27 protein-coding genes are annotated in these 24,001 nt (G+C 52.3%); 5 read left to right on the top strand and 22 right to left on the bottom strand.

Annotated elements, in window-relative coordinates:
* On the top strand, positions 1-186 hold a 186-nt coding region (locus KCG48_RS09810; RefSeq protein ID WP_211801827.1), incomplete at its 5' end, for a hypothetical protein.
* 249 nt (positions 187-435) lie between these two features.
* Here KCG48_RS09810 and KCG48_RS09815 read toward each other — a convergent pair.
* From KCG48_RS09815 to prmA, 14 genes are all read right to left on the bottom strand, one after another.
* Entirely contained in the window at positions 436-984 is a 549-nt protein-coding gene (locus tag KCG48_RS09815; RefSeq protein WP_211801829.1) for a UBA domain-containing protein, read from the bottom strand.
* A 42-nt stretch (positions 985-1,026) separates the two neighbouring features.
* Complete coding sequence (gene recO / locus KCG48_RS09820; protein WP_211801831.1) at positions 1,027-1,671, bottom strand: DNA repair protein RecO; 645 nt, start codon at positions 1,669-1,671, stop codon at positions 1,027-1,029.
* Entirely contained in the window at positions 1,671-2,555 is an 885-nt protein-coding gene (era, locus tag KCG48_RS09825) for a GTPase Era (RefSeq protein WP_211801834.1), read from the bottom strand. The genes recO and era overlap by 1 nt, the downstream gene beginning before the upstream one ends.
* On the bottom strand, positions 2,548-2,967 hold the full coding sequence (locus tag KCG48_RS09830) for a cytidine deaminase (RefSeq protein WP_211801836.1): 420 nt from the start codon (positions 2,965-2,967) through the stop codon (positions 2,548-2,550). Before KCG48_RS09830 ends, era begins: the two co-directional genes overlap by 8 nt.
* Positions 2,968-3,045: 78 nt before the next feature.
* On the bottom strand, positions 3,046-3,747 hold the full coding sequence (locus KCG48_RS09835) for a diacylglycerol kinase (protein WP_211801838.1): 702 nt from the start codon (positions 3,745-3,747) through the stop codon (positions 3,046-3,048).
* A gap of 12 nt (positions 3,748-3,759) precedes the next feature.
* Positions 3,760-4,263, bottom strand: a complete 504-nt coding sequence (gene ybeY / locus KCG48_RS09840; RefSeq protein ID WP_211801846.1) for an rRNA maturation RNase YbeY — start codon at positions 4,261-4,263, stop codon at positions 3,760-3,762.
* Between the two features lie 15 nt (positions 4,264-4,278).
* Positions 4,279-6,321 (bottom strand): HD family phosphohydrolase, encoded by a 2,043-nt coding sequence (locus KCG48_RS09845; protein ID WP_211801848.1) that lies wholly within the window; start codon positions 6,319-6,321, stop codon positions 4,279-4,281.
* A gap of 113 nt (positions 6,322-6,434) precedes the next feature.
* Positions 6,435-7,409, bottom strand: a complete 975-nt coding sequence (locus tag KCG48_RS09850) for an acrylyl-CoA reductase family protein (RefSeq protein WP_211801849.1) — start codon at positions 7,407-7,409, stop codon at positions 6,435-6,437.
* Positions 7,410-7,565: 156 nt separating this feature from the next.
* Positions 7,566-8,012, bottom strand: coding sequence for a GatB/YqeY domain-containing protein (locus tag KCG48_RS09855; RefSeq protein ID WP_230977091.1), 447 nt, complete (start codon positions 8,010-8,012; stop codon positions 7,566-7,568).
* Between the two features lie 24 nt (positions 8,013-8,036).
* On the bottom strand, positions 8,037-8,213 hold the full coding sequence (gene rpsU, locus KCG48_RS09860; RefSeq protein WP_010292600.1) for a 30S ribosomal protein S21: 177 nt from the start codon (positions 8,211-8,213) through the stop codon (positions 8,037-8,039).
* Positions 8,214-8,315: 102 nt separating this feature from the next.
* Complete coding sequence (locus KCG48_RS09865; RefSeq protein WP_211801853.1) at positions 8,316-8,657, bottom strand: histidine triad nucleotide-binding protein; 342 nt, start codon at positions 8,655-8,657, stop codon at positions 8,316-8,318.
* 107 nt (positions 8,658-8,764) lie between these two features.
* Positions 8,765-10,087, bottom strand: a complete 1,323-nt coding sequence (mtaB, locus tag KCG48_RS09870) for a tRNA (N(6)-L-threonylcarbamoyladenosine(37)-C(2))-methylthiotransferase MtaB (protein WP_211801858.1) — start codon at positions 10,085-10,087, stop codon at positions 8,765-8,767.
* The gene (locus KCG48_RS09875) at positions 10,088-10,822 is read right to left on the bottom strand and encodes an RsmE family RNA methyltransferase (protein ID WP_211801859.1); all 735 of its coding nucleotides are present in this window, start codon (positions 10,820-10,822) and stop codon (positions 10,088-10,090) included.
* On the bottom strand, positions 10,815-11,759 hold the full coding sequence (prmA, locus tag KCG48_RS09880) for a 50S ribosomal protein L11 methyltransferase (protein WP_211801861.1): 945 nt from the start codon (positions 11,757-11,759) through the stop codon (positions 10,815-10,817). Before prmA ends, KCG48_RS09875 begins: the two co-directional genes overlap by 8 nt.
* Before the next feature lie 239 nt (positions 11,760-11,998).
* On the opposite strand from prmA, the gene KCG48_RS09885 reads away from it, so the two are divergent.
* Positions 11,999-12,928, top strand: coding sequence for a hypothetical protein (locus KCG48_RS09885; protein WP_211801863.1), 930 nt, complete (start codon positions 11,999-12,001; stop codon positions 12,926-12,928).
* A 53-nt stretch (positions 12,929-12,981) separates the two neighbouring features.
* Here the strand turns inward: KCG48_RS09885 and dnaJ are convergent, their stop codons facing one another.
* From dnaJ to pgmB, 8 genes are all read right to left on the bottom strand, one after another.
* Positions 12,982-14,136, bottom strand: a complete 1,155-nt coding sequence (gene dnaJ / locus KCG48_RS09890; protein WP_211801865.1) for a molecular chaperone DnaJ — start codon at positions 14,134-14,136, stop codon at positions 12,982-12,984.
* Positions 14,137-14,251: 115 nt separating this feature from the next.
* A complete protein-coding gene (gene dnaK, locus KCG48_RS09895) occupies positions 14,252-16,072 on the bottom strand; it encodes a molecular chaperone DnaK (RefSeq protein WP_211801866.1) in 1,821 nt (606 codons plus the stop codon).
* A 13-nt stretch (positions 16,073-16,085) separates the two neighbouring features.
* A complete protein-coding gene (grpE, locus tag KCG48_RS09900; protein ID WP_230977092.1) occupies positions 16,086-16,712 on the bottom strand; it encodes a nucleotide exchange factor GrpE in 627 nt (208 codons plus the stop codon).
* Positions 16,699-17,760, bottom strand: coding sequence for a heat-inducible transcriptional repressor HrcA (hrcA, locus tag KCG48_RS09905; protein WP_211801870.1), 1,062 nt, complete (start codon positions 17,758-17,760; stop codon positions 16,699-16,701). The genes grpE and hrcA overlap by 14 nt, the downstream gene beginning before the upstream one ends.
* Before the next feature lie 333 nt (positions 17,761-18,093).
* A complete protein-coding gene (locus tag KCG48_RS09910) occupies positions 18,094-19,167 on the bottom strand; it encodes a DUF4236 domain-containing protein (RefSeq protein ID WP_211801872.1) in 1,074 nt (357 codons plus the stop codon).
* A gap of 178 nt (positions 19,168-19,345) precedes the next feature.
* Positions 19,346-20,143 (bottom strand): ribonuclease H-like domain-containing protein, encoded by a 798-nt coding sequence (locus KCG48_RS09915; RefSeq protein ID WP_211801874.1) that lies wholly within the window; start codon positions 20,141-20,143, stop codon positions 19,346-19,348.
* A 2-nt stretch (positions 20,144-20,145) separates the two neighbouring features.
* Positions 20,146-20,886 carry an HAD family hydrolase gene (locus KCG48_RS09920; protein ID WP_211801876.1) on the bottom strand — a complete coding sequence of 247 codons (741 nt, stop codon included), beginning with the start codon at positions 20,884-20,886 and terminating at the stop codon, positions 20,146-20,148.
* A 24-nt stretch (positions 20,887-20,910) separates the two neighbouring features.
* Positions 20,911-21,552 carry a beta-phosphoglucomutase gene (gene pgmB, locus KCG48_RS09925; protein WP_211801878.1) on the bottom strand — a complete coding sequence of 214 codons (642 nt, stop codon included), beginning with the start codon at positions 21,550-21,552 and terminating at the stop codon, positions 20,911-20,913.
* Positions 21,553-21,791: 239 nt separating this feature from the next.
* Between pgmB and KCG48_RS09930 the strand changes: the two genes are divergently transcribed.
* Genes KCG48_RS09930 through KCG48_RS09940 form a run of 3 tightly spaced genes read left to right on the top strand, consistent with a single transcriptional unit; the run spans position 21,792 to position 23,960 of the window.
* Complete coding sequence (locus KCG48_RS09930; RefSeq protein ID WP_211801880.1) at positions 21,792-22,019, top strand: FeoA family protein; 228 nt, start codon at positions 21,792-21,794, stop codon at positions 22,017-22,019.
* Entirely contained in the window at positions 22,016-23,767 is a 1,752-nt protein-coding gene (feoB, locus tag KCG48_RS09935; protein WP_211801882.1) for a ferrous iron transport protein B, read from the top strand. The genes KCG48_RS09930 and feoB overlap by 4 nt, the downstream gene beginning before the upstream one ends.
* A gap of 10 nt (positions 23,768-23,777) precedes the next feature.
* On the top strand, positions 23,778-23,960 hold the full coding sequence (locus KCG48_RS09940; protein WP_211801884.1) for a FeoB-associated Cys-rich membrane protein: 183 nt from the start codon (positions 23,778-23,780) through the stop codon (positions 23,958-23,960).
* Positions 23,961-24,001 lie beyond the last annotated feature (41 nt).

The raw sequence follows: 24,001 nt of genomic DNA on the forward strand, positions 1-24,001 counted from the left end.
CTCCAGAGAGTGTTCAGTCCGGAAAAAATCCAAAATGCACTTCTCAGCGCGCAGTGCCGCCCCTTGGAGAAAGGCTACTGGGAAGTGTTTGGCAATGAAGACTTTTTGCAGATCAACCGCTTGCTGGGAAAAGATTGGACTCGTCAATATATCCCGTTGGAAGTGCTCCGAACGTATGGGAAATAGTGTGTGTACAACATGCTCAAAACAAAAAAGAACAGCTGGAATCCCCTATTTTCAAGGGTTCCAGCTGTTTCTCAATTTTTGAACTGTCAAAGTCGGGAATGTATATGATTTCATCGGATTTTCATATTATTAACTTATGTTGTAAAACAAGGGGGTTAAACGACTTCAGACTGTGCTAAAAAAGAACGGCATAAATCCGCAAAAAAAGACCTCCTTTTGGATATGGAAGTCTTCTTTGGAGATCGAATTTTAATAGATATCCGGTGAAAAATAACCCTTGAGATCATCCTCTTCCGAAAACTCTTTCTTGAAGTGAATCTTATCGCCCAGGCCGTCGATTTTCTGGACGATCTTTTCTTTGTCGATGCCCAGATCCTGAAGCATCCCCTGACACTTGTCCCGCAGGGGCTTCGTCAGCTCCACGGTCTTCTCCCCTTTATGGAAGCGGACGTCGGTGCCGGAAAAGAGCAGTCCCGCAGCAAGAAACCCCAAAAGCTTGGGTTTTCGAGCGAGAAGCAACGTCCCCACCAGGACCAGGGGCACTGGAGCTTCCACCTTCTTTTCCCGGAACTGAAACTCCACCTGACCTGTCCCAGTATCCTTCAGGGACTGCAGTGTCTCCACCGAGGATTCCTTTAGGTTCTCCAAGCGGTCTTCCCGGAGGTTCTCCAGATAGATGAGGGCCTCCAGCGTGTCTCCTCCGCTTTGGAGCAGAGCTTCCCTAGCTTCCTCATAACTCACTTTTTTTCGTTTGCGCAGTTCATCCACCTTGGTTAAAAGATCGCTGTTCATTTCCACGACTACTTCCTCCTCCTCAAGATATCTTGCTGATCCGCTCCATTACATATATTTCAGCAGATCCAAACTTTTGGGTCTCCGGGGGTAATTCTCCCGAATGATGTAACTTGTCAGCTGCGAAAGCTCCTTCTGCAGACCCTTTTCCACTTTAAGCACATGGACCTTGGCCATGTCCGTCCGCCGGATGAAGTCCAGGACATTTTCCGCGGCCTTGGAAACGGGAAAAGGCACCAGGTCCGTGCTCACGCGAAAACCCGTGGACTCAATGAGTTTCACTTCATAGGCCAATGTCAGGACTTCCATGTCCACGGCCCCGGATTCCAGAAGATAAAGGGCGGTGACCAGATTCCGGTAAAGCAGTGGGTTAGGATCCTGATCGGAGGTGGCGATATCTGCCATCTCCACATAGTAGGAACTGTAGGTCAAGGCTTCCAGGGATTGGGTCAAGGCCTTGAAGCTGTTGATGGGTGTCCCCTCATTCAGAATATAGAGGGTCTTTCCTGGATAGAGAAGAAACTCCCCGAAAAGCAGGGGCCGAACCAGGGACTGATACCGACTTTTGGGGGAGCGCACACCTTTGCAGATGACCGAAAGCTTTCCCAGCTGCTCGGTGAAAATCCACATGAGCTTGTCTTTCTCCTTGTAGTCCATGGTTTTCAGAACGACACCCTTAACTTTTTCCTGCATTAATCCTTGTAGCCCAGTTCCTTCAGGAGATTCGGATTATCCCTCCACTCTTTGCGAACCTTGACAAACGTCTTCAGCTCCACTTTGCCATCCAGGTATTTTTCCATATCTTCCCGGGCCCAAATTCCGATCTTTTTCAGCGTCTGGCCCCCTTTGCCGATGATAATCCCCTTATGGGAGTCCTTCTCACAGATAATATCCGCTTCGATGGTCCAGTTTCCGTTGTCCTTCTCCTTCATGGAGGTGACTTCCACGGCTATGCCGTGGGGAATTTCCTGCTGAAGGAGCTTCAGCGCCTTCTCCCGGATGGACTCCGCCACCATGAACCGAAGATGGACATCGGCCACCATGTCCGCCGGATAATACAGCGGCCCTTCCGGAAGGTAGCTTTTCATCAGGTTCAGAAGATTTTCGGTGTTCTTTCCCTTCAGTGCAGAAATGGGGAAGATTTCCTTGAAATCCACCATCTGCCCGTAAGCTTCCAGGGTCTTGGCCACTTTGTCCTGGTCAAACTCGTCGATTTTGTTGACGAGGAGGAAGATGGGGGTTTTCAGTTCCTTCAGCTCTTCCATGATCTTCACATCCCCCGGGTGAACTGCCCCGCTGGCGGTGGTGATGAAGATGACAAGATCCACCTGATTCAGACTTTCCTTGGCCACGCTGACCATGTACTCGCCCAGCTTGTTCTGGGCCTTATGGATGCCCGGGGTGTCCACAAAGATAATCTGTGCCTCGTCATCCGTATATATGGCATTGAGATTCTTTCGGGTAGTCTGGGGCTTGTTGGATACGATGGACAATTTCTCGCCCATGAGATGATTGATGAATGTGGATTTTCCCACATTCGGCCGTCCAACGACGGTAACAAAACCTGATTTAAACATTTTTCTCTCCCTTATGTGCATCCAGATCCGATTTGGTAAACGCCCCCGGAAGAATGTCTTCCAGGGTCTTCACGAGGTACTCCTCGCTGTTTTTCACAATGATGATCGGGATATCTTTGTTCAGTGCGAATTCCACCATGACCTGGCGGCAGATGCCGCAAGGATAGGTAAAGGTGCTGGTGTCCCCCACCACGGCCAGCGCTTTGATATGGCGGTGTCCCTGGGAGACAGCATTGAAGATGGCTGTCCGTTCTGCGCAGTTGGTGGCCCCATAGGAAGCATTCTCGATGTTGCATCCGGAGATGATCTGACCGTCTTCCGTGAGCACCGCAGAGCCGACCTTGAACTGTGAATAGGGTACATAGGCGTTTTCCCGGGCAGTCAGTGCAGCTTCAATCAATTCTTTATACATTCTTTTCCCTCGCTTACATTATTGTTTAAAGACATCAAATCCCCCTTCGAGGAAGGGGGCCGTACTGATGATTTTTCGTTAAAATCCGAAAATCCGAAAAACGAGAATCGTAATGAGAAAGCCTAAAAGTCCGCCCACGAATACTTCCTTCACCGAGTGGACTTTGGAATCCACCCGAGACTGGGCGACGATGATCGCCATGAGGTAGCTCAGGGTGATGGCGATGGTGGAATCGGACAAATAGCTGATGATGGTGGCGAGGCTAAAGGCAACTGCTGCATGGCCGGAAGGCATACCGCCCTTTAGAGGCGTTCCCTCCCCCACCACAGCCTTGGTGAGGATCACCGATAAGGAAACGATGACCAGCACCACCAAAACCAGATACGGACTGGCGTGTTTCACCAGCTGAACCCCCCGGTAGGTGAAGGTGGTAATCTCATTCCAGAAGATGAAATAGCCCACGATCACGGCGTTGATCGTCGTCAGGAGCACCGCAGCGGCCGCCGTGTTCTTGGCGATCTTAGCCAAGGGGTGGTAATGGTTGGTGGTGGCGTCAATGGCGCTTTCAATGGCGGTGTTGAAAAGTTCAGCGGACATGACCATGGTGATGGCGATGCACAGCACCAGAAGCTCCGGCTTTGTGATGTCCGTGAACAGGGAAAAGATGATGACCCCGATGGCGGCCACCATATGGATCTTCATGTTTCGCTGGGTTCGGACCGCATAGATGAACCCGGATATGGCATAATTGAAACTGTCGATGAGACCTTTAAAATTCATCCTTCCACCTTCCTAATCCCGCGTAATGGCCAGCTTCCCCAGAATCCGCTCCTCCACATCCCGCATTTTGGCCTTGTCTTCTACTTCCATATGGTCGTAGCCCAGAAGATGAAGCACAGAATGAACCGTGAGATAGCATACCTCCCGCTTCAGGGAATGGGCATACTCTTCACTTTGTTCCAGGGCCCGTTCCAGGGAAATCACAATGTCCCCCAGAAGCAGCGCATCCCCGTCAAAATACTGATCCCCGAAATCATAGTCCCGGTAGAGGTCCGTATAGGTAAGCCCGGGTTCATAGTCAATCATGGGGAAGGACAGGACGTCGGTGACCGCATCCAGATTCCGGGTATCCCGATTGATTTCCCGGATGGCCTCATTGTCCACCAGGAGAACACTGACTTCGGCCTCATACTGTACCCCCTGGTCTAATAGGGAAGCTTCAATGGTTTCCCGGATGGCTTCTTCCAACCCGGCCTCCATTTCCACGATGGTTTGCTCGTTTTCGATAATGATCATTCTTATACACCCATCCTACTTTAGCAGTTTTTTGCGTTTGTCTTCCGGATACTCGATCCGTTCATGATAAATGGAGCCCAGGGTCTTCAGGAAGCTCAGCCGGATTTTGGCTACTTCGCTGAAGGTGATGTCGCATTCATCCAGCTGGCCATCCTCCAGTTTGTCTTTAAAAATCTTGTAGACCATGGCTTCCACTTTCCCGGCGGTGGGTTCTGTGATGCTGCGCACTGCAGCTTCCACGCTGTCTGCCAGCATCATGATCCCGGCTTCCCGGGATTTGGGCTTGGGTCCGGGATACCGGAAGTCTTCTTCCTTGATGGAAGAGTGATCCTCCGTATTGTTCTTCATGGTCAGATAAAAGTACTTCACCAAGGTGGTCCCGTGGTGCTGGGCAATCATATCCTTGATCTCCTCGGGCAGCTTGGCTTTTTCCGCCATCTCCAGCCCGATTTTTACATGGTTGAGAATAATCAGGGTGGAAAGATTCGGAGAAATCTCATCATGGGGGTTCTTGGAGCCAATCTGATTTTCCTTGAAGAACTGGGGTCGGGAAAGCTTTCCGATGTCATGGTAATAAGCGGACACCCGAAGCAGGATGCTGTTGGCATGAAGCTCCTCCGCTGCCGCTTCTGCCAGATTGCCCACCATGATGCTGTGATGATACGTGCCCGGGGCTTCCATCTGTAGCCGCTTCAACAAAGGATTATTGGGATTGGCCAGTTCCAGGAGCTTGATTTCCGTCACCACATTGAAGGTATTCTCAATGATGGGAAGTACCCCAATGACCATAATTCCGGAAGTCAGCACGCCAACTCCGGCGAACACGGCGTTCTGAAGAGAATCCATCACCGATGCGGAAAGGAGCAGCCCCATCCCCAGGGCAAGAAGCATGGTTACGGCACCGATGGAGATGCTGGAAAGAATAATATCATTGCGCTCCTCCACTTTCTTCAGGAAGATTACGCTAAGCACCGAAGTGAGCATGAGGAGAATCAGGACCTGGACGTTAAATCCGGTGATTACCGCCATCATAATGGCGGTGAACATGGCCAGGGTCTGCCCCACCCGTTTCTTCACCAGAATGGTGAGGAGCATGGGCAGAAACGTATAGGGCAGAATAAACGGACTGATGATCACCAGCACCCGGGTCATGAGGAGGGTGGTGCTGATGAGGAGAAAAATCAGGGTCATCCGTTTGAGATCGTCATAGATGGGCCGGTAAAACCTTCGCAGGTAATAGACCATGAGGCCGTGGAGGGACAGAACCACTCCGGCCAGTCCCAGGAAAGGAAATACATTGAATCCGCTCCGATTGAGGTACCCCAGCTCTTCCAGAATCGCCAGCTGGTTGGCGGTGATGGGCTCCCCTTCGGTGACAATCGTCTGGTTCTTCTTGATGATCACTGGGGTCACGCTGTCCCGGGCTTCTTCCTGAAGCTGCAGTGTGGCCGCCTCATCAAAGGAATAGTTCGGTTTAATGAGCGCCACAGCAAAACTCTTCATCGCTTCTTTTGCCGTCTCGGAAAAATTGATGCTTTCCACGGCATCGCTGATTTGCGTTTTGGACTGTTCCAGCTTCAGCGGATCATCTTCCTCCAGCGGCGTATCATAAATCTTCGAGATGCTGTTGTTCATGATGTTCATGGCGTAGCGCAAATCGCTGTTGTCGATGGACAGGAGGGCCAGATACCCTTCCGGAGTAATCCCGTAGGTGCCCTTCGCCGCCAAAAGTCCGGCAATTTCTGAAGTGGATACCAGAGGATTGCGGGAACTGATGATACCATTGAAGAAATCACTATTCTCCTTCAAGGCTGCCCTTCGTACTTCCGGATTCTGCTTGTACTGCCGCTGCACATTGTTCACGGCATCGGCAATGAGGGCCTGGGTGGTCATTTCGTCCACCAGGTCCACATTGGCTTTAAAATCCACCGGAGCGATATCGCCCGCGGCCAGATCATATTTTTTATTCACGATACTGGTGACCAGTACACCAAAGGACACCACCATGGACAAGACGATAACACCGCCTCTAAGCCAGGCTTTCCGATCGATTTTCATCTCATCTCTCCTCAAGGGCCTTTCGCCATCGCCATGGGAAAATCCCTCTATTTGTTAACTCCAGTGTAGCAAAGTCTGCCCCGGATTGCCACCAGGGCCTTTGCCGCCGCGGATCATTCAAAGACAATCAGGTCTTTTCCGGCTCCTTGGGGTTCGTTCTGGAGTACCTCCAAAACCTTGCCAAAAGGGACTTCCTGGCGCAGGGTTTCCTCGAGTTGTGCCGATTTCCAGGAAGTGGCGAGAAGGCCAAACAGCTTCTCCTTGAGGTCTCGGGGAGCTTGAACCGAATCGACGCCCTTCAGGGTGACACCCCGGAGGATAAAGGGAAATACCGTGGACTGGAAACTTGCTCCTGCGAGATTTCCTGAAGCGGCCACCACGGCGCCGTAGCGGACCTCCGTCAAAATATTGCCCAGGGCTTCTCCGCCCGCGGCATCCACCACCCCATCCCAAGTCTCTTTGGAGAGGGGTTTTCGGGGTTCCAGGAGCGTACTGTGCAATATGACCTCGTCGGCGCCCAGAGAGCGCAGATACCCATCGTGGGCTGGGTTTCGCGTCACTGCCGTGACATGATGGCCCAGGGCCTTCAGGATCAGTATGGCATGGGAAGCCACACCTCCAGTGCCTCCCGTGACGAGAATTTTCGCCGGAGCCTTCAGTTCGCCCAGGGCGTGGACAGACAGGGCTGCCGTCAGGCCCCCGGTTCCCAGGATCATGGCTTCCTTCGCCGTCATGGCTGAAGGGATTTTACAGACAAAGGACTCATGGACCTCCACCTGTTCGCGGTAACCGCCCCAGGTGTCGGTGCCAAAGCCAAAGCCCGTGAGAAACACCTGGTCTCCAACAAGAAATCTTGATGACCGAGTTTCCGTGACCACGCCTGAAAAATCGATGCCCGGAACCATGGGATACTGGCGAACCACACGAGTTTTGGGATTCATGGCCAGACGATCCTTATAGTTGATCCCGGAAAATTGTACCTGGATCCGCAGTTCCCCTTCCTCCAGGGGTTTCGCCGTCACCGATTCATAGGCTGCCGTCCCCTGTCCATCTTCATTTCGGAGGATCAGTGCGCGATAAGTCTCCATAATTCACTCCCTCTCCCCAGAATCCGCATGCCTGGAGATTTGTTTTCTCTCATTATACCCTGATTTCCCCACTTCTCACTACCTTAATTTCACATCCTGATTTTCACGCAAAATAAATGCTCATCCTAATCCATACGGACCAGGATGAGCTTCATCTTATCTAGTCAAATAATCCTTCACCAGGGAACTGACGAGCTTATTGTCGGCCTTTCCTGTGATTAACGGTCTGAGCGCTGCCATGAGTTTCCCCATGTCTTTCATGTTATTTGCACCAATTTCCTTAGCTGTATTCTCAACCAATTCAATTATTTCTTCTTCTTTTAACTGCTTTGGTAGATAACTGAGTAAAGTCTCTATTTCGAAGTTTCCCTGGTCAACCAGGTCGCTTCGGTTGCCTTTTTCAAATTCGATTACAGCGTCTCTTCTCATTTTCACTTCTCTGGCGAGAATTTCAATGATCGTTTCCTCAGTCAGATCGGCTCGCGCTTCCTTTTCCGCATAGAGAATCGCAGATTTTGCCATGCTTAATACACTGGCTTTCGGCTTATCCTTGCTTTTTAGGGCTTCTTTCCAATCGGCCTGAAGTCTTTCTTTTATGGTCATCACTACACCTTCTTAAAGCAAGTACTACTTGAACTTTCTCTTTCTGGCAGCTTCTGACTTCTTCTTGCGCTTAACGCTTGGCTTCTCGTAGTGCTCTCTCTTCCTGACTTCGCTAAGAACACCTGCTCTTGCACACTTCTTCTTAAATCTTCTGAGCGCATTCTCTAAAGATTCGTTCTCTCCAACCTTGATCTCTGACATTCATTATCCCTCCCTCCGCTAGTTAAAAATATAAATATCAGCCTTTAGGGCAAAATAACACACTGATAATTATAGTACAAAACCAATCATCAGTCAATGTTTTTAGCCTGGAGGCCAGGACAAACTTCTTCCCCCCAGCAAGTGGAAATGCAGATGATCCACAGACTGGCCACCATCCTTCCCGGTGTTGACCACAATGCGGTACCCGCTTTGGGCAATTCCTTCAGCCTCGGCCAGCTGTTTCAGAACCACATAGGCCTTGGCCACCACGGCCGCTGAAGACTCATCCAGGGCATTCACCGAGGAATGATGAACCTTGGGGACCAGAAGGATATGGGTGGGGGCTTTGGGATCGATGTCCCGGAAGGCGTATAGGTCGTCATCTTCATAAACTTTTGTGGAGGGAATTTCTCCACGGACAATTCGGCAGAATAAACAATCCATTTTTTTCTCCCCCCTTCCGGTTCTAGAATTCAGTTCTATTATACACAATTTTTCCGAAAATAGTCCGATAATTCTTCAAGTTCCCGGGAAGTTTTCCGTAAAAGGACTTATGACGGTTGGCTAAACCCAAGATCCACCAGGATTTCTCCCTGCAGCACATCACCCTTTAGGCCTGTAAGCTTTGTGGGCAGGATCTTCCCCTGAAGATTTACCGCTGATGGGACCCGCACCTGGAGATAATTGGGGGTATAGCCCAGATGGACGCCGTTTTTCCCTTCTTCGAAGAGGACCGGCAGAACCTGCCCCACATGACGGGCGAGGAATTTCTCTTCCCCCCGGCGGCTGATCATCATCACCCGGCGGCTCCGGTCTTCCTTCACGGCACTTTCCACTTCATTGGGGAAGTTGAAGGCCGGTGTTCCTTTTCGCGGACTGTATTTAAAGGTATGGATCCGGGTCAGCTGGAGCTTTTCCAAAAATGCAGCCGTTTCCTCAAACTCCCCTTCACTTTCTCCGGGGAAGCCCACGATGACATCGGTGGTCAGGGACACTTCAGGAATGGCTTCCCGCAGCGCCTTCACCACTGCCGCAAACTCCTCCGCGGTGTAGCGGCGGTTCATGCGCTTCAGCGTGGCATCACAGCCGGACTGCAGCGACAGGTGGAAATGGGGACAAAGCTTCGTCAGCGCCAGCACCCGAGACAGCCTTTCCCCCTGGAAAAACATGGGCTCGATGGAGCCGATGCGGATCCGTTCGATGCCCGGGATTTGTTCCACGGCCTCCAGGAGATCCAGAAGATCCATTTTTTCCGCCAGCTCCTGGCCATAGGACGCGATATGGATGCCAGAGAGGATCACTTCCCGGTATCCATTCCCGGCCAAGGCTTCGATCTCCTTTAGGAGAACCTGGGGATTCTTGCTGGAGATCCCGCCCCGGGCATAGGGAATAATGCAGTAGGAGCAGAAGCGGTTGCACCCGTCCTGGATCTTCAAAAACGCCCGGGTTTTTCCTTCGTACCCGGTGACGCCCAGATCCTCGAACTTGTGGTTGAGCAGAAGGCTGTCCGAGACCGCCACGATCTGTTTTCCTTCAGCCATGGCCCGGTTAACCTGGAACACCACATCGCGTTTATCCCGGGAACCCACGATGACATCCACCCCTTCAATGGCCATGACTTCGTCCTTGCTCACCTGGGCTAAGCAGCCCACCACGGCCACAATGGCCTGGGGATTCTGCCGCTTGGCCCGGTGGATGTACTGGCGGGATTTCTTCTCGCCCATATGGGTCACCGTGCAGGTGTTGATGACATAGACATCGGCAACGGAATCAAAATCCGTGAGGGTATATCCATCCTGGACAAACATTTCCGCCATGGCTTCCGTATCATAGACATTCACCCGGCAGCCCAGGGTTTGGAAAGCTACTTTCATTTATCTACTCCCTCCCATATCCCCGTAAAAGGTCTGCACCAGGGTCAATGCGGTAAATCCTGCAGTTTCGGTGCGAAGAATCCGCTGACCCAGGGTGATGATCCGCGCGCCTCGGCGGCGGAGTTCCTCGATCTCTGCTTCCTCAAATCCTCCCTCGGGACCGATGAGGATGCCGCAGGAGGCGGCCTTCGGCTGATCTAGAACCAGCCGGTGAAATCCGAATTCTTCGGCGTTTTCATAGGGAACAAGGAAAAGATCCAGGTGTGGAATTTCCTCCAGCATTTTTTCAAAGCTCATGGGCTCCTCAATGACGGGAATTCGGCTGCGCTTGGACTGTTTGGCCGCCTCCAGGGCGATGCGGTTTAGCCGGTCCATTTTCTTGAACTCCGTGCTGTTGACCACCACCCGCTGGGTCTTCACTGGTACAATACGGGTAACGCCGAGCTCTGTGCACTTCTGGACGATGAGGTCCATCTTTCCCGCCTTGGGAATTCCCTGGTAAAGAGTGACTTCCACGGGACTTTCCGTGCTCACTAAAGAGCGCTCCAGGAGCTCCACCACGGAGCGGGTCTTCCCGATCTCCAGGACTTTCCCGCGAAAGTCCATGCCCCGGAGGTCATTGATCAGGACTTCCTCCCCTTCCCGGACCCGCAGCACCCGGGAAAGATGCTTATGATCATCCCCTTCAATGATGGCACAGTTCTCTTCAATGAGGGGGGTGAAAAACTTATGCATGGCTGACCTCAGCCACAATGCAGACCCATTCGCCCTGGTGACGGGTTTCCAGCACCGAGAAGCCTTCCTTGGCGAGAGCTTCCTTCACCATGGCTTCCTTTTCCCGGATGATTCCGGAGGAGATGAAGACCCCCTGATCCTTCAGCTTGAGCTTCACATCGGGAAGGAGCACCAGAATAATTTCCGCAATGATGTTCGCCACGATGATATCCGCCTGGCCCTCCACCACATCCATGAGGTTTCCGTGGAGAATGGACACATTGTCCAGGGCATTGTGGCCCACATTCTCCTTGGCGGAGTCCACAGCCACGATATCCAGGTCTACACCCACCACTTCCTTGGCGCCCAGTTTCGAAGCGCCGATGGCGAGAATCCCGGAACCCGTACCGATGTCGAAGACGGTGGTATCCGCCCGCATATAGTCCTCCACGGCTTCCAGACACATTCTGGTGGTTTCATGGGTGCCGGTGCCAAAGGCCATGCCCGGATCCATATGAAGAATGATCTCGCCTTCCTTGGCGGTGTATTCTTCCCAAAGAGGCTTGATGACAAATCGCTCGCCCACCTTGATGGGCTTGTAGTACTTCTTCCATTCATTGGCCCAGTCGGCCTCGTTGACTTCCTTGGAAAGAATTTCCACGTCGCCGAAGGGGACACCGAAGCCTTTGGCTTCCTCCACCTTCTGCCGGATTTCTTCCATGACCGTCTCCACCTCGGTGCCGATGTTGAAGTAAGCCTTCACCACGGCCTTGTCCCGCCCCTGCTCAAAAATATTGATATCGGCGAAATCCCAGGTCAGGGGACCCTGCTCCCGGCCAAGGATATCCTGGGGATCCTCAATGGATACCCCCTTCACGTCCATGGTATATAACACACCCTGGATATATTCCAAATCCTCGGGATTCAGGATAATTTTTATTTCATTCCAACTGCTCATCTTTTTCTCTCCTTGATCTCTATTCTTCTCATCTTGTGTGTAGATTATATCAAAAGTCCTCTTCCCCTGTCCACGCCTGCCAACTCTTCACGCTTGGAGGTTGCTCTGGGGACACCAGGAACTGTTCGCCAAGATCAATCTTTTTAAAATTCCTCGTCTTTATCGGGAGATTTGATATAATGAAAACAATCGGGTAAACCGTTCTCATTTATTCAAAATACGAAATTCGGAGGACTACTATGGCAGATCCCGTTCTGAAGCTTCTTTCTCAAGATCCCGCCTTCCGCAGCAAAGACAATACCCTCATGGGGGAGTTCCATGGTTTGTGGTTTTCAGTCAATGCGGCATCCAGCACTTATACGCTCATCACTTCAATTCATCTTCCCGATGAAGGGGCTTTCCAGTATTTCCAGACCTTTCTGGAACCCCTGCGGAAAACCCACAAATTCGTGTATCGCATGGAAGACGGCCATATTCTGATTCTGACCCTGAACCGGAAAATGACCACCAAAGCCACCGCCGAGTATCTTCGCGGGGTACTGGACGATGTCGCCTCCACCCTCGCCGCCCAGGGGTACCAAAATTCCTGTCACCTCTGCAACAAGGAAGGCCGTTTTTCCGCCTACCGCATTGGGCAGATCAGCGCAGAAGCCTGTCCGGAGTGTATCGCGCAGGTCCAGGAAACCCTGGCTGCCGTGAAGGAGCAGGAAGTGCACAGCGGATCCTACGTCAAAGGCCTTGTGGGCGCCCTACTGGGGTCCCTCCTTGGCGGGGTGCTCTGGGTGGTCATCTCCTATCTGGGCTTCCTGGTGGCCTTAGTGGGCTTTGCCATGGGGTACTTGGCCTACCACGGCTACAAGTCCTTCGGCGGCAAGATCGGCAAGGGCATGACCCCCATTATTCTGGGTTCCCTCGTTCTCACCATCATCCTTGCCAACGTGGTGGAGGTAGCCCTGGGACTTCTCATGTCTCCGGAACTGGGCCTCACCGCCTGGGAATCCTTCGCCGTGGCTCCCCGGGCCCTCTTTGACAGCGAACTCTTCTATGTGGGCGAAGTCTGGAAAAACATCGGCCTGGGTCTCCTCTTCGCCTTCTTCGGTGCCTCCAACATCATCCGAAACACCATGGAGGAAGGCAGCCACAAGCACTTGGAACTGGAAGAGTACTAAACTCCAATCAAGCGAAAAAGATCATGCGAGGCATGATCTTTTTTTCTTGCTAGCTATCCGAACAGGTTGAACTTCTTTTTGTCCTTCTTCCCGTCCTTCTTCTCCGCTTCCTGCTCCTTGCCCACGATCTGACCGGAGGCTTCCAGGAACTGGTAGAGAGCTTCCTTCTGGGCATCGTTCAGCTTCTTGGGCACGTCCACAATGACGTTGACGAACTGGTCGCCGCGCTGGCCGCTTCGGGAATTCACAAACGGGACGCCCTTGCCCTTGAGGCGGAAGAGCGTACCGGACTGGGTTCCCGAAGGAACTTCATAGGATACGTCTCCGTCGATGGTGGGCACCACAATTTCTTTGCCCAGGGCTGCCTCGGCAATGTTGATGTGGGCATCCACGTAGATGTCATTGTTCTTGCGGATGAAGAACTTGTGGGGCTTCACATTGAGCACAATATGGAGATCCCCCTGGGGACCGCCCTTGGTGCCTTTGTCGCCCTGGCCCCGAAGGGGCATCACATTGCCCATATCCACCCCGGCAGGAACCTTGACCGTGATTTTTCTTCTCTGACGGGTCTGTCCTTTTCCCTTGCAGTTATCGCAGGGATCCGTAATGATCTCGCCGGAACCGCCGCAGGTGTTGCACACCATTTCCTGGACCATGTTGCCGAAGAGGCTCTGTCGCTGAACGCGGACTGTGCCCGAACCGTGACAGGTTTTACAGGTTTCCGGATGGGTTCCTTTTTTCGCTCCGCTGCCGGCACAGACTTCACAGTCCTCCGTGCGGGTAATATTGATTTCCTTTTCAACGCCGAATACCGCTTCTTCAAAGGTGAGATCCAGCTTGTATTCCAGATCTGCCCCTCTGCGCGGACCCGTGCGTCTGCGCTGACCGCCGCCACCGAAGCCGCCGCCGAAGAAGGTTTCAAAAATATCGCCAAAATCGCCAAAGTCTTGGGCACTGTACTGTCCGCCACCCTGACCATAACCGTTGAAGTCCGTTGTTCCGAACTGATCATACTGGGCTTTTTTCTGCGGGTCCGAGAGCACCTGATAAGCTTCATTGATTTCTTTGAACTTTTCTTCCGCTTCCTTGTCCCCCGGGTTCTTATCCGGGTGGTACTTGATCGCCAGCTTCCGGAAGGCGCTTTTGATTTCTTTCTCGTCGGCACCCTTCTGAAGTCCCAGGACCTCATATAAGTCTCTTTTTGCCATTCTCACACCACCTATGGATTACCATGCCTAAGACCAGGCACAGGAATGCCGTCTAATCTTAATTAGGGAAGGGCTTTGGCGCCCATCCCTAATCAGCTCTTGTATTATACCTTGATTACTTGTCGTCCTCAACCTTAAAATCGGCATCCACAACATTGTCGTCCTGGGGACCAGCCTGTGCCCCTGCCTGAGCATTCTGGGCCTGGGCTTCGTAGATCTTGGAAGAAACCTTGTAGAACTCATTGGTCAGTTCTTCCGTGGCTTTCTTCACTTCTTCCACATCGCTGCTGTCCTTGACCTTCTTCAGGGCTTCCAGCTTTTCCGTGATCAGCGCCTTGTCTGCAGCATCGATTTTATCCTTCAGCTCTTCCAGGGTCTGCTCCGTCTGGTAGATGGCCTGATCTGCATTGTTGTGGGCTTCCACTTCGGCCTTCTTCTTGCGGTCTTCTTCGGCGAAGCGTTCAGCTTCCTTGACAGCCTTGTCGATTTCATCATCGGAAAGGTTGGTAGAGGCAGTGATGGTGATGTTGGCTTCCTTGCCGGTGGCTTTGTCCACGGCAGTGACCTTCACGATGCCGTTGGCATCAATGTCGAAGGTAACTTCGATCTGGGGGATTCCACGCTTTGCTGGGGCAATGCCAGACAGGGTGAATCTTCCCAGGGTCTTGTTGTCCGCAGCCATCTGACGCTCGCCCTGAACCACGTGGACTTCCACGGAGGTCTGGCCGTCAGCGGCGGTGGTGAAGATCTGGCTCTTTCGGGTGGGGATGGTGGTGTTGCGCTCGATGATGGCTGTGGCCACTCCGCCGTAGGTCTCCAGACCCAGGGTCAGCGGGGTTACGTCCAAGAGAAGGATGTCCTTCACTTCGCCGGTGAGCACACCTGCCTGAATGGCTGCACCCAGGGCTACCACTTCATCGGCATTGACGCCCTTGGAAGGCTCTTTTCCCGTGAACTCCTTGATGGCATCCACCACGGAAGGAATTCTTGTGGAACCGCCCACCAGGATCACCTTGTCGATATCGTTCATGGTGAGACCAGCATCGGACAGCGCCTTCTTCATGGGCTCGATGGTGGACTTCACCAGATCGCCGGTGAGTTCATTGAACTTGGCGCGGGTCAGGGTCATGTCGATGTGCTTTGGTCCTGTGGCATCTGCGGTGATGAAGGGCAGGTTGATGGACGTGGTCATGGAGGAGGAAAGCTCGATCTTGGCCTTCTCCGCAGCTTCCTTCAGACGCTGCAGGGCCATCTTGTCGGTTCTCAGGTCTATGCCATTGTTCTTCTTGAACTCGTCGGCAATGTAGTTCATGACGCGGTCATCGAAGTCGTCGCCGCCCAGATGGGTGTTACCATTGGTGGACAGGACTTCGAAGACGCCATCGCCCAGATCCAGGATGGACACGTCGAAGGTTCCGCCGCCCAGGTCAAAGACCAGGATCTTGTGAGCTTCGTCGGTTTTGTCCATGCCGTAGGCCAGGGATGCGGCGGTGGGCTCGTTGATGATTCGCAGAACTTCCAGTCCGGCAATCTTTCCGGCATCCTTGGTGGCCTGACGCTGGGAGTCATTGAAGTATGCAGGCACGGTGATGACGGCCTGGGTGACCTTTTCGCCCAGATAAGCCTCAGCATCTGCTTTCAGCTTGCCCAGCACCATGGCGGAGATTTCCTGGGGAGTGTAGTCTTTTCCGTCGATGGCATACTTGTGGTTGGTTCCCATATGGCGCTTGGCCGATGCTACGGTTCTGTCGGGGTTGGTGATGGCCTGACGCTTGGCCACCTGGCCCACCAGTCTTTCCCCGTTGGCCAGGAAAGAGACCACGGAAGGGGTGGTTCTTGCGCCCTCCGCATTGGTGATGACGACGGGGTCTCCGCCTTCCATGACGGCGACAACGGAGTTCGTGGTTCCTAAATCAATACCGATAACTTTTGCCATTTTACAATTCCTCCTAATTTGCGACTTTCACGACGCTGTATCGAATAATCTTGTCTTCTCGCTGATAGCCCTTGATGAAGACCTGAACGATCTCCTTTTCCCCCAGGGCAGGGTCATCCACGTGCATAACGGCATCATGGAAATTGGGATTAAAGGGTATGGTGGTGGACACTTCTTCCACCTTCAGTTTTTTCAGGGCATCCTGGAAAATCCCGAGGGTCATTTCCACGCCTTTTCGCATGGAGGGAAGATCGGCGTGCTCCACTTGAAGGGAAGCTTCCAGACTGTCCATGATGGGAAGAATCGTCTTCACCACATCATTGATGCTGTCGGCATAAAGCCCTTCCTTCTCCTTCTGGGTTCTCTTCCGGTAGTTGTCATATTCTGCGCTGAGCCTCTGGAGCCTGTCCTTTAGCGCAGCGTTCTCATTTTCAGCTTTCTTCAGTCTGTCCTGGAGCTCTTTTTTCTTCTTAAACATTTCTTTCATCTCGATGACGTCCTCACCCTTCAACTCCTCGGCCTCTCCTGTTCCTTGCGGATTTTCTTCAGGGGCTTCCGGATTTTCCCTCGTTTCGGTTTCCGGGTTCATCGGCTCATCGGCCAGATGTTCTTCCAGGTTCTTATTCTTATCCTCCGTCATTTCCATCCTCCTCGTTGAGCTTTTTACCCAGCTCTTTTTTCACGTTATTTATAATCGACACCACTTTGGAATAATCCAGCCGCCGAGGACCGATGAGATTAATGGTTCCCACGCTCTCGTCGTTGACCTTGTACTGGGTGGTGATGATTGTCAGATCTTTGGCCTCCGGAAGCGTGAGCTCGTCTCCGATGGTGATGATCACATCGTGATCCTGCCTCTCCCCTTTTTCCAAATCATGGAAGAGAAGATCCGGCTGATCCAGAAGGTTCAAAAAGTCCTTCATTTTGTTGAGATCGGCAAACTCCGGATAATTCAGGACTTTGGCCGTTCCGTCCACAAAGTACTTGTCTTCGGAAGCTTCCTCCGTGAGACTTTCGTAGATGGCCGAGAGTATGGAGAGAAACAGCTCATCGTAACCCTCCAGGTCATTCTTCAGGGAGTTGACGATATGGAGGTTGATGTCCTCGATATTCATCCCCTTCAGCTTGAGGTTCAGCAGATTGCAGATGTTCAGGAGCACTTCCGGCGACGGCGTGTCGTTGAGTTTGATCACCTTATGGGTGATGGTGCCGTTGTCCGCCATGATGACGGCCAGCACCGTGTTCTTTTCCACGATCATCAGCTGGATTGCCTTCAGGTGGGCCTGACTGATATTGGGCTTGCGGGTCACCACCGCCAGGTTGGTGAGCTCCGACAGCATCATGGCGGTCTGCTTCATAATTTTGTCGATCTCCGTGGCGGCCATGGTGACGATCTTATCCCGGATGAACTCCGCTTCTTCCACGGTTAAGGCATCCAGGGTCATGAGCCGGTCAATGTACATCCGATAGCCTTTGGCGGAAGGAATCCGACCGGAAGAAGAATGCAGCTGATCCAGGTAACCCAGCTCTTCCAAATCCGCCATTTCATTGCGGATGGTGGCGGAGCTTACCCCCAGCTGATATTTCTTTTCCAAAGTCCGGGAACCCACCGGTTCGCCTGTGGTGATGTAATCCACCACTATGGCTTTCAGGATCTCCATTTTTCGTCGGTCCATACTTGTTGCCATCGCATTTCACCTCTTTGTTAGCACTCTCGCTTGTTGAGTGCTAAAGCCTACGATATAAAAATATCATCGTCGATGATATTTGTAAATACCCCTAATCGGTATTTTTTTCGAGGCCATTGTTCAATTTTTGCATCCAATTCATAAAGATCAGGGTTTTCCGGGCAACTACTCCATTTTTCGCAATTTTTCATTGCCGGTGTGATTTTGGGATCTTGGCCAGGCCTTCATCCCAAAACCATGAACTCATTTTAACATCCGAAGATTAAATGAAAATTAAAGGGATGTAAAAAGTAATACCGGACCTCTCCCTGGGGTGGGAGAGATCCAGCCATCTTACTGCACGGTCTTTTCGATCTTCGTGAACCCCTTGGTTTTCACAAAATTGACCTCGTGGCGGAAATTCGTCAGGGCCTCGAAAGGGTTGGCTTCGGTAAAATCAATCTTCTCCAGCGTACTGCGGTCAATGAGGATGGACAGGATCCGCTCCTTCTCCTCCAGCCCGCTGTATTTGTTTTTCTCCATTTCCGATACTTCGATGAGGACATCTTCGATGGGCAGAAGATTGAAAAGGTTCCGGGCCGTGCGGAAAACCAGTCCCGTGACAAAACGGCTGGCGATCTCATAGTAGTCGGTTTTGGTATAGTCCTTCACGGAGAGTTTCCCCGTGGGAGTTAGGGTTTTATACTGCTCCGGAATGAAATCCGTGACACTGAGGGTCATGTCCGCCTTGAGGGAGTCTTCATCCGTATAGGTGAACTTCAGGCTGCGGATGTAGTTTCCCAGTTCTTCGCTGAGCTTGACTTCCTCCAAGGCCTCCAAATAATTGTCCTTGTTCTGTCCGAGGATTTTCTCCGCCAGCACTTTGTTGCTTTCCCAGGCACTGTAGAGGGCTTCATCGGCTTTCTTGGCCTCTTCCAGGTTGGCTTCCAGTTCCGCCATGACCGCTTTTCCCCCTCCGAAGACCCGCTGAAAGAGTCCGGGCCTTTGAGTCTCCAGCAGGGCTTTGGCTTCTTTGACCTGGGGACCGTCGGTACCTTTTTTAAAGGGTTCCTCTTCGCTTTTCACGGCATTCCAGTCGATGCCCCGGGGATAATCCTCATAGAGATGAAGACTGGTGATGAGGGCGATGTCCTCCTGGTAGGCTTTCACTTCCCCCGCCGGATCGATTCCCTTGGCGGATTGGAAAACCGGACGGTTGGACTCCTTCTTCAGGAGTTTTTTGGCCGAAAGGGTTTTGCTGTAGCTAAGCCCCGTGCCGGGTATGCTGAAAGTCGTGCGGGCATTGCCCGAGGTGCTGATGCTCTGGCGGAAGCCCTTGCCCCCGAAGGATACACTGGCCCCGCTTTTTCCAATATTTACCCGAAACAGTTTTCCAATTCTGAAACTTTTTCTGAAATTAAATCCCATGCCTTCGGCTCCTTTCTTCTGGGTCGTCTTATCCTTATTTTAAGCCACCTGTCTCCCGGTTGCAACGCTCTTTCCCCAACAGTCGCCATTCCCTTCCAAGGGGATGGACTGGGCTTAAAAAGACCGGGTAAACGGCACGAAACCTGTACGTGATGTACAGGTTTCGTGCCGGTCCCGCTTACAGACCTGCGGATTCCCAAATTGGGGGTTGGTCATCATGCTCTTGGGGAAGGCTCTCCCGAAGGGCCTCTTGCCGGGCTTCTTCCTGAAGCCGCTTTTTCTCCAGCTTCACCAGCTTTTCTTCCAGAAGGATTTCTTCCAGAAGCACCACATCCGCTTCGACGATGTCCTCCCAGTGATTCATGATGTTGTAGAGGTTCACCACATCCTGCTCATTGTAATTGAGGATTTTCAGAATCTTTTCCCTGGGCATGCGGGCGATGTAGTCCCGATCCTTGATGATCTTGGAGAAGGTCTTGGCCAGAGTCATGCCGGAGATGAGTTCCCCCTGCCGCTCGATGCGAAAAAGTCGCTCCAGATTCTTCAGCCCGATATTCCGATGGAAGCGATGCTCGTATTCCTTCTGCAGGTCCACCAGGATGAAGTTCTCTTCGAAATTAAAGTCGATCTCATACTTATGAAAGAGATGGTTGATCACCATGAAGTCATTGTTTCCGGAGAAGGTGACGATGTACTCCATGCCATTGACCTTCTGAAGCCGGAAGTACTTTTCCGTCATTTTCAGAATCTCCCGGGCATCCCGCTGATTCTCAATCATATACTGGGTGGAGTGGATGGCCTGGCTTTCCCGGCTGTAGGTGGCCGCTCCAAATACCCCGATGCAGATGGGCTCTTTATAAAGGTAGTGTTCCAGGTCGAAAAAAATCGCCTTGTCGATGATTTCCCGGTGATTGATCTTGAGGCTTTTCCGCGGATTCACCGGCTCCGCGGGGATCAACACATCATGTATCAGCAAGCTTATCCCTCTTTTCCAAAGTCATTGGCCAAATCCTCCAGCCGCACATGGTAAATGACATCCTTGCGTTCCACGGCCACTTCGGCCTTGGCCCGGACGGCGGGGTCACTGAGCACGAGGTTGATGAGTTCCCGTGTGGGATTCACCAGCACCGGATGGCCCACCAGCTGGAACATGCTGAAGTCGCCGGCGGTGTCCCCGTAGGCATAGGAGGAGTCCAAATCGATATCGTATTTTTCCTTCATCTCAAAAATTGCCCGCTGCTTGGACCGGCTGTCCCACATGGGGATGCATTCCCCTGTGTATCGATCCTTCTCGTCCAGGAGATACAGGGATCCTCGCCAGTCATCAAAATGATGCAGCGCAGCCATTTCCTTCACCAGTTCTGCAGGACTTCCGGAAATGGTGATGACCTTGTGGTCTTGTTCCTTGTGCCACTTGATCCGGTTCCGGGTGAAGAGATAGTTGCGCATGCCCTTATCTTCCACCACGTGGTGGATAATATGTTCGATGACACTGCGGTGGAAGCCCTTGATGGCTTCCGTGTAGATGGCTGCCATTTTGATCAGATACTCATCATAGGAACCGATTCTTCGGTCATACTGATCGTAGTAGGGTTTTACCTGCACATACCACTGGTTTTCCTTGATGATTTCACTGCGGATCATCCGCTTAAAAATCTCCTTCATGAACACTTCCCGGTAGAGGGTACCGTCAATATCAAAAAATGCTGCTGATCTCACCCTAATCTCTCCTTTCGATTTGATTCAGATCGTCAGTATCGACAGATCCAGCCCATCCAGACTGGTGATCCATTTGTCCGCTTCCGGGATTTCCTTGTCGCTGACGGCGATGACTTTCATGCCCGCGCGTTTCGCCGAAAGAACACCAGCATGACTGTCTTCAAAGGCTAGGCATTCGGAAGGATCCAAGTCCATTTCCAAAGCGCCCACCAGATAGACTTCCGGGTTGGGCTTTGGCGATTTCACTTTATACCCGTCCACCACATTATCAAAGTACTTTCGAAGTCCCGTCAGTTCGAGAATGATGTAGGCATTGTCGCTGGTGGAAGCAATGGCGGTGCGGTATCCGTTGGATTTCAGCTGCTCCAGAAAATCCAGGACCCCGGGGAGCACATCCTCCTCGTCGATATCCTTCACGGACTCCAGATACCAGTTGTTCTTTTTCCGCAGAACGCTGATCTTTTCCACCTCGCTCATGGAAATATCCTTCATCTCCAGAAGAATTTCCAGAGATCGGGAGCGGGCTACGCCCTTGATCTTCTCATTGTCCTCCAGACTGAACTCCTTGCCGTACTCCGCAAGGATTCTCTTCCAGGCCAAATAATGATAGCGGTCCGTATGGACCAGCACTCCATCCAGGTCAAAGATGACCCCTTTGATCCCCATTGTCAAACCTCCATATCCCAAAAGCCGCTTGGCGCAATGCTGAACTCCCCCGTAGAAAAAGTGATGGCAAAGGCATACCCATTGCCATATCTCCTCCTATTATACCGTATCTTCGGCCCCTTCCGCATCTTTTCTCCTTGTTATTATAATATCATTCCACACAAAGGCTTGACGCACAGAACCCAAGAGATTATAATAGGTCTGTAATTGATAATGACTTTCAATAAGGACGGTGTATCATGTGCGTTAATGATTTGAAGCTCGGCGAAAAAGCCACGGTGAGTGGGGTATTTGGCGACGAGAAACTTGTTAAAAGATTGTCAGCGCTGGGCTGTACGGAGGGCTGCGCCATCGAAGTGGTCAGTCAGGCTCCCTTAGGAGATCCCATCGTGCTGTCTTTCCGCGGTTCCAATTTGGCCATCCGCCGAAAGGATGCCCGCAGCATCCGCGTGGAGGCCAGAATATGACCAAAATTGCACTCATCGGTAATCCCAATGTGGGCAAAACGACCCTCTTCAACCTCCTCACGGGTTCCAATCAGTATGTGGGCAACTGGCCCGGCGTGACGGTGGAAAAGAAAGAAGGCTGCCATAAAGAGATACGAATTACGGATCTTCCGGGTATCTATGCATTAGATACCTTTTCTAATGAGGAAAAAGTCTCCAAGGACTTTTTGGAGAACGGGAAACCCGATCTGATCCTCAACATCGTGGATGCCTCCAATCTGGAGCGCAATCTCTACTTGACCACCCAGATCCTCCAGTATGGAATTCCTGTGGTCATCGCCCTCAACATGCTGGACATGGCCGATATGAAGGGACTCTCCATCGACCCCAAGATGCTGGAAAAAGAGCTGGGGATCCGGGTAGTGCCCATTCTGGCCACCAAAGGTCAGGGCATCGATCACCTCCTGGACGTGCTGAAGGACCGACGGGCCCTTCCCACGCCGAAACTTCGACACTATGAGGATGAAAAGACCGCTTATGCGGAAATTGGACGTATCCTGGAAATGTCGTCCCAGGTGGTGAAGGAATCTTCCTCCTGGACGGCAAAGATCGATAAAGTGGTGCTAAACCCCTTCCTGGCTTATCCCCTCTTCATCGGACTCATCTACCTGGTCTTCAAACTGACCTTCTCCTGGGTGGGTCAGCCCCTGGCGGACCTTCTGGACGGCTGGGTTCTCCCCGGCATTCAGGGAGGAGCTTCATCGCTCCTGGCGGGGACCAGCGAATGGTTCCAGGCCCTCATCGTGGACGGCATCATCGGTGGCGTAGGCTCCATTCTGGTGTTTCTCCCCATCATCATGACCATGTTCGCCGGCATCTCCATTCTGGAAGATTCCGGATATATGGCCCGAGCCGCCCTCATCATGGACAACCTCATGCGCAGAATCGGCCTTTCCGGCAAAGCCTTCATTCCTCTGCTCATGGGCTTTGGCTGCACGGTTCCGGCCATCATGTCCGCCCGGACCCTGGAGAGCGAGAAAGACCGAAAGCTCACCGCCCTCCTGGCGCCCTTCGTCTCCTGCAACGCACGACTCCCGGTGTTTGTCCTCTTCAGCTCGGTCTTCTTCCCGAAGAATCCCGAACTGGTGGTCCTGGGCCTCTACTTCACTGGAATGGTCATGGTGGTGCTGGTAGGCCTTCTCTTCAAAAACACCCTTTTCAAGAAGGACGAAGAGCCCTTCATCATCGAGCTTCCGGAGTATAAAGTCCCTTCCTTCTCCTTAGTGGCCAAGAGCACCTTGGACAAGGGCAAAGGCTTCATCAAGAAGGCTTCCACGGTCATCTTCTCCCTGTCGGTGCTGGTGTGGTTCCTGTCCAACTTCAACTTTGGCGGAATCTCCGCCATGGGCGACAGCCTCCTGGCCACCATCGGCCGGTTCCTGGCTCCCCTCTTTGCCCCGCTGGGCTTTGGCACCTGGGAAGCCGCTGTCTCCCTCATCACAGGCATCTTGGCCAAGGAAGTGGTGCTATCCACCATGGGCGTCATCTATGGCGCAGAGCTGACCACCATCCTTCCCACCATGTTTACGCAACTCACCGCCTTGAGCTTCCTGGTCTTTGTCCTTCTTTACACCCCCTGTGTGGCGGTCATCGCCACCCTGAAGAAGGAATACGGCGGCAAGTTCGCCCTCTCCAGTGCTCTCTTCTATTTCGCTGCAGCGTGGATCGTTTCCTTCCTGGTTTATCAGGCAGGATCCCTTATCTTATAGGAGGCTCAAGATGGAAATCGCCATTACGCTCCTCATTGTGGGCGCCGCTCTCTACTTTCTCTTCGGCAAAATCCGAAAAACCGCCAAGGGCGGCTGTAACTGTGACTCCTGTGTCACCAGCTGTCCCGTGTACGACGAACAAAAAGGCGGCCAAGGGCAGAAGATTGAATTTCTGACCAAATCCAAGCCCTGATCCCCATGGCATAAATCGCTACTAAATGAAAAACCATCCGC

Source organism: Proteiniclasticum sediminis, from assembly GCF_018128025.1.
GTDB lineage: Bacteria > Bacillota > Clostridia > Clostridiales > Clostridiaceae > Proteiniclasticum > Proteiniclasticum sediminis.